At 33.7% G+C, this 7,045-nt stretch carries 6 protein-coding genes; 3 read left to right on the top strand and 3 right to left on the bottom strand.

Annotation, left to right across the window (positions count from 1 at the left end):
* From AACU98_RS07875 to mqo, 3 genes are all read left to right on the top strand, one after another.
* Positions 1-706 (top strand): fimbrial protein (locus AACU98_RS07875; protein ID WP_237612219.1); only part of this gene is annotated, 706 nt, incomplete at its 5' end.
* Between the two features lie 592 nt (positions 707-1,298).
* On the top strand, positions 1,299-1,694 hold the full coding sequence (locus AACU98_RS07870) for a cupin domain-containing protein (protein ID WP_004243954.1): 396 nt from the start codon (positions 1,299-1,301) through the stop codon (positions 1,692-1,694).
* An 11-nt stretch (positions 1,695-1,705) separates the two neighbouring features.
* Positions 1,706-3,202: a malate dehydrogenase (quinone) gene (gene mqo, locus AACU98_RS07865; protein ID WP_012368161.1), complete on the top strand. Its 1,497-nt coding sequence runs from the start codon at positions 1,706-1,708 to the stop codon at positions 3,200-3,202.
* A 111-nt stretch (positions 3,203-3,313) separates the two neighbouring features.
* Here the strand turns inward: mqo and AACU98_RS07860 are convergent, their stop codons facing one another.
* From AACU98_RS07860 to AACU98_RS07850, 3 genes are all read right to left on the bottom strand, one after another.
* Positions 3,314-4,237, bottom strand: coding sequence for an AEC family transporter (locus AACU98_RS07860; protein ID WP_004243956.1), 924 nt, complete (start codon positions 4,235-4,237; stop codon positions 3,314-3,316).
* A gap of 419 nt (positions 4,238-4,656) precedes the next feature.
* Positions 4,657-5,235 carry a histidine phosphatase family protein gene (locus AACU98_RS07855; protein ID WP_161734735.1) on the bottom strand — a complete coding sequence of 193 codons (579 nt, stop codon included), beginning with the start codon at positions 5,233-5,235 and terminating at the stop codon, positions 4,657-4,659.
* Positions 5,236-5,263: 28 nt separating this feature from the next.
* A complete protein-coding gene (locus AACU98_RS07850; RefSeq protein ID WP_004243958.1) occupies positions 5,264-5,842 on the bottom strand; it encodes an NAD(P)H-dependent oxidoreductase in 579 nt (192 codons plus the stop codon).
* Positions 5,843-7,045: the final 1,203 nt, after the last annotated feature.

Genomic DNA, 7,045 nt, shown 5'->3' with positions numbered 1-7,045 from the left:
TATAAAAAGGAATGGCTATATGAAAAAATTGCTATTTAGTCTTGCTACGCTGATTGTAATGTCAACACCAGCATTAGCTACTCCACCAGGCGCTAACTTAAAAATAAACGGTGATATTACTCCCCCTACTTGCACCGTTAATGCTGGTGATAATGATATTATTATTGATTATGGTGTAATATCCCCCTCTTTTATTCCTGCTGAGGAAAATTACGCACTAGGAGCTAAGAGTGCCAATATCAAAATATCCTGTGACGCAAGCAATTATTTAACACTTAAGGTATCAGATACTTATAAAACAAGTTCAACAGATTCAGCGAAAATTAGCGTTTTTGGATTAGTTAATGCAAAAAATACAGAACAAGAGATTGGTGGATATATAATTGATGTCATTGATATCAAAGTTGATAATAAACGAGCTTATTTAGGAAGAGTGGCAGATAAGATTTGGACTGGATCGTCTGCAACTATTTTTAAAGATACCTTAACAGCGTTAACTAGTGAACCTCAAGCCCAGGTTGATAAAAACAATTTAAAACTTATAGCTGGAAAAGTGTTTAATGCAAAAATACAAATAGGAGCTTATAACGAAAGTAGGTATGCGTATATTTTATCAAGAAAAAAATTGGCACAAAACAATATCGATTTAACTGATGGAATTGATTATATAGGTGAAGCTGTTTTTACTTTTAACTTTGGTGTCTAAATTTCAAAATCATTGATAATCACAATATAAATATATGTTAATTTTTATTGTGATTATCTTGTGTTATCAACTTATCTATAATGCTGTGTACTGATCGTGCTGATACCTAAAAACCGCCAATCAACCCTTCAGCTAAACTTAATCACATGCCAATAAGAGAGTAATTACTATAACGATAACAAAAAAAGAATCCCCCTCTTTCGTCAAAAGCGTGAGGAAATATCTCTATTTTCGTTAATCCAAACTCTGCACTCTAACTATTTTTATTAATATAAATTATCAGTATTAATACTTAAAATATGACACAACAACCAAAAATAATTAACTTTAAAAAATATCTTTTAGCGAATTATTTTCAATAAAAACAAAACACAAACATATCTATATATCACATCAATAAAAATAAGCCTTCCCCTTAAAGTTAGAGACTAAATAGCTATAATAATCAACTATATTATTTAATTACTGCTACGATTATTTTAGTAATAAAAACGCCTAATTGTGATAGTGATTGGAAGAAATAATAAGAAAGTTATCTATACTAAACTAATATCAAATTTTAAGTATCAAAATATTAAAGGAGTTTGACGAAATGATACGATGTGTTCGCTTATGGACCGGAGAAGATGGTAACTCTTTATTTGAAGAAGGTATCATCGAATTTAAGGATAGTTCACGAGGTGATAGTGAGAGTTTGCCAATTGCTGTTTCAGAGTTATCGTTTAGAGAAACAACTTCGGGTGGTTCATATGATTGGCATCAAGATCCCGTTCCTCGTTATGTTATTACGTTATCAGGAACATTAGAGTTTGAAACAAAAGATGGCTCAACTTTTATCATTAAACCCGGTGATGTGTTGTTAGCGCAAGATAACAGTGGCACTGGTCATAAATGGCGTCTTATGGATGATGAACCTTGGCGACGAGCTTATGTTGTTTACAAAGAAGATGCAGGATTATGTTTTAAACCGACCAAAACAACTAAGTAATTGGGGTCTGTATGAATAAAACTATTAGTGAACATGTAGATGTCGCGCTCATTGGTGCTGGCATTATGAGTGCAACACTTGGCACACTTCTTAAAGAACTAGAGTCTAATTTAAAAGTCGCGATGTTTGAAAGACTTAATGATTGTGGTCAAGAAAGCTCTAACTCATGGAATAACGCGGGAACAGGACATGCTGCTAACTGTGAGCTAAATTATACGCCACCAAATCCTGACGGCACCGTTAATATCAGTAAAGCGTTAGAAGTGAACACCGAGTTCGATTTATCGCGCCAATTATGGTCTTATTTAGTAACAAAAGGAAAAATTGCCGATCCGCGTGATTTTATTCATGCTTGCCCTCATATGAGTTTTGTTTGGGGTGCAGATAACGTTAAATTCCTTCATCAACGCTATCGCCAAATGTCTGCCAATCACTGTTATGAAAATATGCAATACAGTGAAGACAAACAGCAAATTGAAGATTGGGCGCCATTAATTATGGAAGGGCGTGATCCGAATCAACAGCTTGCTGTCACCCGAGTAGCTACTGGTACTGATGTCGATTATGGCGCATTAACACATCTATTAGTTAAGCAACTTTCTCAACAAGATAATTTTGAGTTGCACTATAAACATGATGTTATTGATATCAAAAGAAATGAGACTGGCGGTTGGAATATCGAAGTTAAAGATCTCACCACCCATGATAAATACCTAATTACAGCTAAATATGTATTTGTTGGTGCCGGTGGACGCGCTATCGATTTACTCCAAAAATCAGGTATTCCAGAAGGTAAAGGCTACGGTGGTTTCCCTGTTAGTGGTATTTGGCTGCGTTGTGATGAAGATAAAATCAGCTCTCGCCATCATGCCAAAGTTTATGGAAAAGCAGATGTAGGCTCACCACCGATGTCTGTCCCCCATCTTGATACTCGTATTATTGCAGGTAAACGCTCCCTACTCTTTGGCCCTTATGCTGGTTTTTCAAGTAAATTTTTAAAACACGGCTCCTATTTAGATTTATTTGAGTCAATTCGCCCCAGCAATATTGAACCTATGCTAGATGTCGCGAAAGATAACTGGTCATTAACTGAATATTTAATTGGTCAAGTATTACAAACGTCAGCACATCAATTTGAAATGCTTAAACAGTTCTATCCTCAGGCTCAACATGAGGATTGGCAAGAAGCTGTTGCAGGTCAACGAGTGCAGATTATTAAACCCGCAGCTAAACATCATGGCGTATTAGAGTTTGGTACTGAGCTAATTAGTAGCGCAGATAAATCATTTTCAGTGTTATTGGGGGCATCACCTGGTGCTTCTACAGCAGCATTTATTGCCATCAATATCATTAAATCTTGCTTTAAACAGCAACTTGAAAATGAGGGTTGGGAAGATCGTCTTAAAACGATTATTCCAACTTATGGTATTGATCTCAAAATAGATGCCGATGCTTGTCGTAATATTCGTGCATCAACGGCTAAGATATTAAAATTAGAAACACCTTAGTTATATCTTACCGATAAAAATAAAACAGACCGGAAATTAAAGGTCTGTTTTATTTTTTATTTGCATCGTTATTATTAATTACCCTTTTCCAAGTAAATATACTTAGAAAAATTACATCATTTCTACAATAGTGATACCACCAATAATAGAAAGTAATGAACATAGCGTACTTAATAATACAGTGCCCGTTGCCATATCAGCATAGGCCTTATTTGTAATAGCTAAAGCAGGCACCGCTGTTGCAGTAGGCAATACACCAATTAGAAAGACGGCTTTTAATAATTCAGTTTCTAATCCAAGTGCAAATCCCGTTCCTAAAATTAATGCCCCTTGTACAACATTCTTTATTATCACATTAAAAACAATTTCAGTATTAACTTTGAGTTTGAGCCCTGAAATTAATAGTCCTAAGAAAAATAATGCTACACCACCAGATGTTTTCCCTATTTCATTCACTGAGTTTTGTAAAATCTCTGGTAGCTTAACGCCGAAAATAGCTAGCATAGCCCCCAAAATAGGCAGGAAAACTAATGGCTGAGAGATAGCATTAAGCAATGACTGTAAAATGCTTTTTCCTTGTTTGGCACCACTAATGATCATGATAGTAAAAGGTAAAATAATTACCGTGTAGATCAAATTTCCCACCACCATAGCAATCAAACCAGATGAGCCGACTGTTGCCAGTAATACTGGTGGTCCACAATAAGCCATATCAGGAAATGAAACCGATAATGCCTGCATTGCTGAGTTCTTTTTATCATGTTTAAAAAAGAACTTGCCGCCTAAAAAACCAATAAGATAAGAAACAATTAATCCTACCGCGAGAGCTAATAGATAGTCGATATTAAAGAAAACCGACGGAGAAGCTTGGGTTGCCGCTAAAAAGAGTGAAAAAGGCAGAGCAATTTTAACGACAAAATCAGCAAAGGCTTGTGAATACTCTCTTTTAATAAATCCATATTTACCGGAAAGCCAGCCAACTAAAAGCCCCAAGATAATGGGCCCCAGCGCTGCTAAAATGGTTTGTAGTAACATATTACCTCTGGTTGCTTAATATAGTGTCCCCACTTTATTCAATGGCTATAACTGATAACAAAATAGTTATCTATTATATGAATAAAGTAAAAATATTCGTATTATTACCTAGTAATAAAAATTAGAACATTTTAATTATCGGATATATTTAAAATCATTCAAATGATAAATAACAATATTACTTCACAATGATCAACAGGATACTTTATTGAGTAAACTAAACAGGGAGATAAACCAACACGACAATTAGAATTTTAAGTATTTTTACTTAAAATAAACCTAACAATGGTAATAAACAGATAATAAAAGAATAGTTTTTGAATAAGAAATAAAATAGGTAGCAATAAATTAAACCATATGGAAATGATTAATCGAGCTTATTTTAATATATATGACAATGATATATTGCGTTTTTCAGCCTAAGGACACTGTTTAGGCACATCATTTAGCTGTTGATGCTGTTGCTCAAAGAGCACTTTTTTCTTATCTGCTTCTTTGATTATTTTTAATATATAGATACTATCAAAATCACCACTTTCCCATTTAGGAATAGCTTTTGGATCACCACCCAATTGCGCCACAATATCTCTTACTACTTTAACTAAATTATCATGCTCCCAAGCAATAAAAATGACTGAATTCTGATATTCTTCGCTCAGCAGTTTATTACGTAATGGGTCTATCTCTTTGGCATGGTAATTTAAATGGATTGGCAGTGATGTTTTCACCGCAAGAGGTGTTAAAGTTTGAAGAGAGCGTAATGAATTTCCAAGTTTATTTTGTTTTGGTGCTGCAGCAAATAACGCATCAGGCTGACCAAATTGTGTTATCAATCGATTAGGTAGTGCTAGCGCACGATTTAATCCCTGACAACTTAATTGTCCGCTATCATTATCAGGCTTTTCACCATGACGGATAAATACCAGCGTTTGTTCTGAATAAGCCATAAGATTAAATCCATATAAAATGAGGCTCAAAAAGATAATGATATAGCGCATATAACACTCCTTTTGAGCCGTTTAATTTTTAGCCAAAGACTTTGGTTAGATGTGCTTTATATTCTACAATATCTTTCTCAATATTAGGCTCTTTAATGACGTTGTTGGTCATAAAAGTAGGCAGCTGAGATAAACCAAGAAATTGTTGTGATTTATGAAAAGCAAAATAGACACCATCAACCCCTCGCCCATCAAAGAAATTACCAAATTCATTGAAAGCTTCAATAGGGGCATTCCAAGTCACGGAGATCATATATTGCTTACCTTGCAACAATCCCCCGCTACCATATTGTTTGCTTGGATCATGACGAGTACGTCCATCGTTTTCATATAGTTTGCCGTGACCATAAGTATAAACTTCATCCATATACTTTTTCACTTTCCATGGCATCATCATCCACCAGCCCGGCATCTGATAAATAATAGTATCAGCCCAGATAAATTTCTCTATCTCTTCATTGATATCATAGCCTTCTTCAATTTGTGTTTCTTTTACCTGATGCCCTAATGTCGCCAAATGTGCCAGAGCGATATCATGTAATGTACGGTTTAATTGTCCTGCAGAATGCCCAAATTTTTGTCCACCGTTAATAAGTAGAATATTCATATTTACTCCTAATTTTCTTACTACTAAATATTTAATATGAGCTATTTTAACAGAAAATAAACGGATGCACTTCAGGGCAAAAAATCACCAAAAAGAGACACTGCAGTATTAATCACTTTTATCGAAACAGAATAAACCAACAATAAGTTAAAAATGCTAAAAAAGTAGCCATTAATCACTGTGTATTTCAATAAAGTGGATTATTGCTTTTATCGCAAAAGTCTATTGTTTATTGTCTACTTTATTGCCTAAATTGAGTTAATTAACGATAACGCTGGTGGATACTAGTGACTTACTCCTAGTTTATTTATAAATCAAAAAGTATGCTCTTACTGATTGTTGTTTAAGATCCTTGTCAGCATAAAACATCTCAATATTGTATGAAATTGCGACTCATAATGAATCGCTTTTTGATTTAATCGCTGTTCAACACTGCTAATCACAATCACCATACAGATGCTTTTTATGAACAACATGGCTACTTTTCACTCTGAGCATAAAATAACCTCAAATGTTAAATCCTAAAACATTGCTAACATAACTTATGAGATTATTTATCAACGATAAAGATTTTTATCAGCTGATCTTGCTTTTTATGGGCGTTATTTTCAAACTATCAGACTTTATAAGCGATCGTACTTAACGCGATTTCAAATAAACAAGCGTCAAAGTCTGTAGAAAAAACAAGCAGCAAAAACAGAATAAACCTGATTGTTAAGTGGCAGAAATTTTCGCTACTTGCACCCGATAACAAAGAAATAATAATAAGCGGAAAAACAGATAAGTGAGTGAAAATGATATGCTGACAATTTTCTAGTGTATGTATTATTTCCTCTTTATTAATACCCTAACAATAGTCGTTTTAGTCACAATTAAAAATAGAGAGTAATAATAAGACATCCCCTTTTTTGGTATATATGACGATTTTTTATTAAGAAAAAAGCAGATCTCGATCACTATTTTAACTTTAGCTATATTTACTAGCCATTCAATATTTACAGCATTCTTATCTAATCACTTGTTTAAATATTAATTATCACACTGATTTGTAATACAAATAATTTACCTATTATACTAGTAATATCATAATGTAACATAAAAAAGAACTTAATCACTGATAGTCTAGTGTCAACTAAACAATTTGTATAATATTATCTTTTTTTTATGATATTTGAATAACTAATATATCTAACACTAATCACA

It is taken from the genome of Proteus sp. G4380, from assembly GCF_963885725.1.
In the GTDB taxonomy this organism is placed as follows: Bacteria; Pseudomonadota; Gammaproteobacteria; order Enterobacterales; family Enterobacteriaceae; genus Proteus; species Proteus mirabilis.
This window is presented reverse-complemented; position numbering and strand designations above follow the sequence as displayed.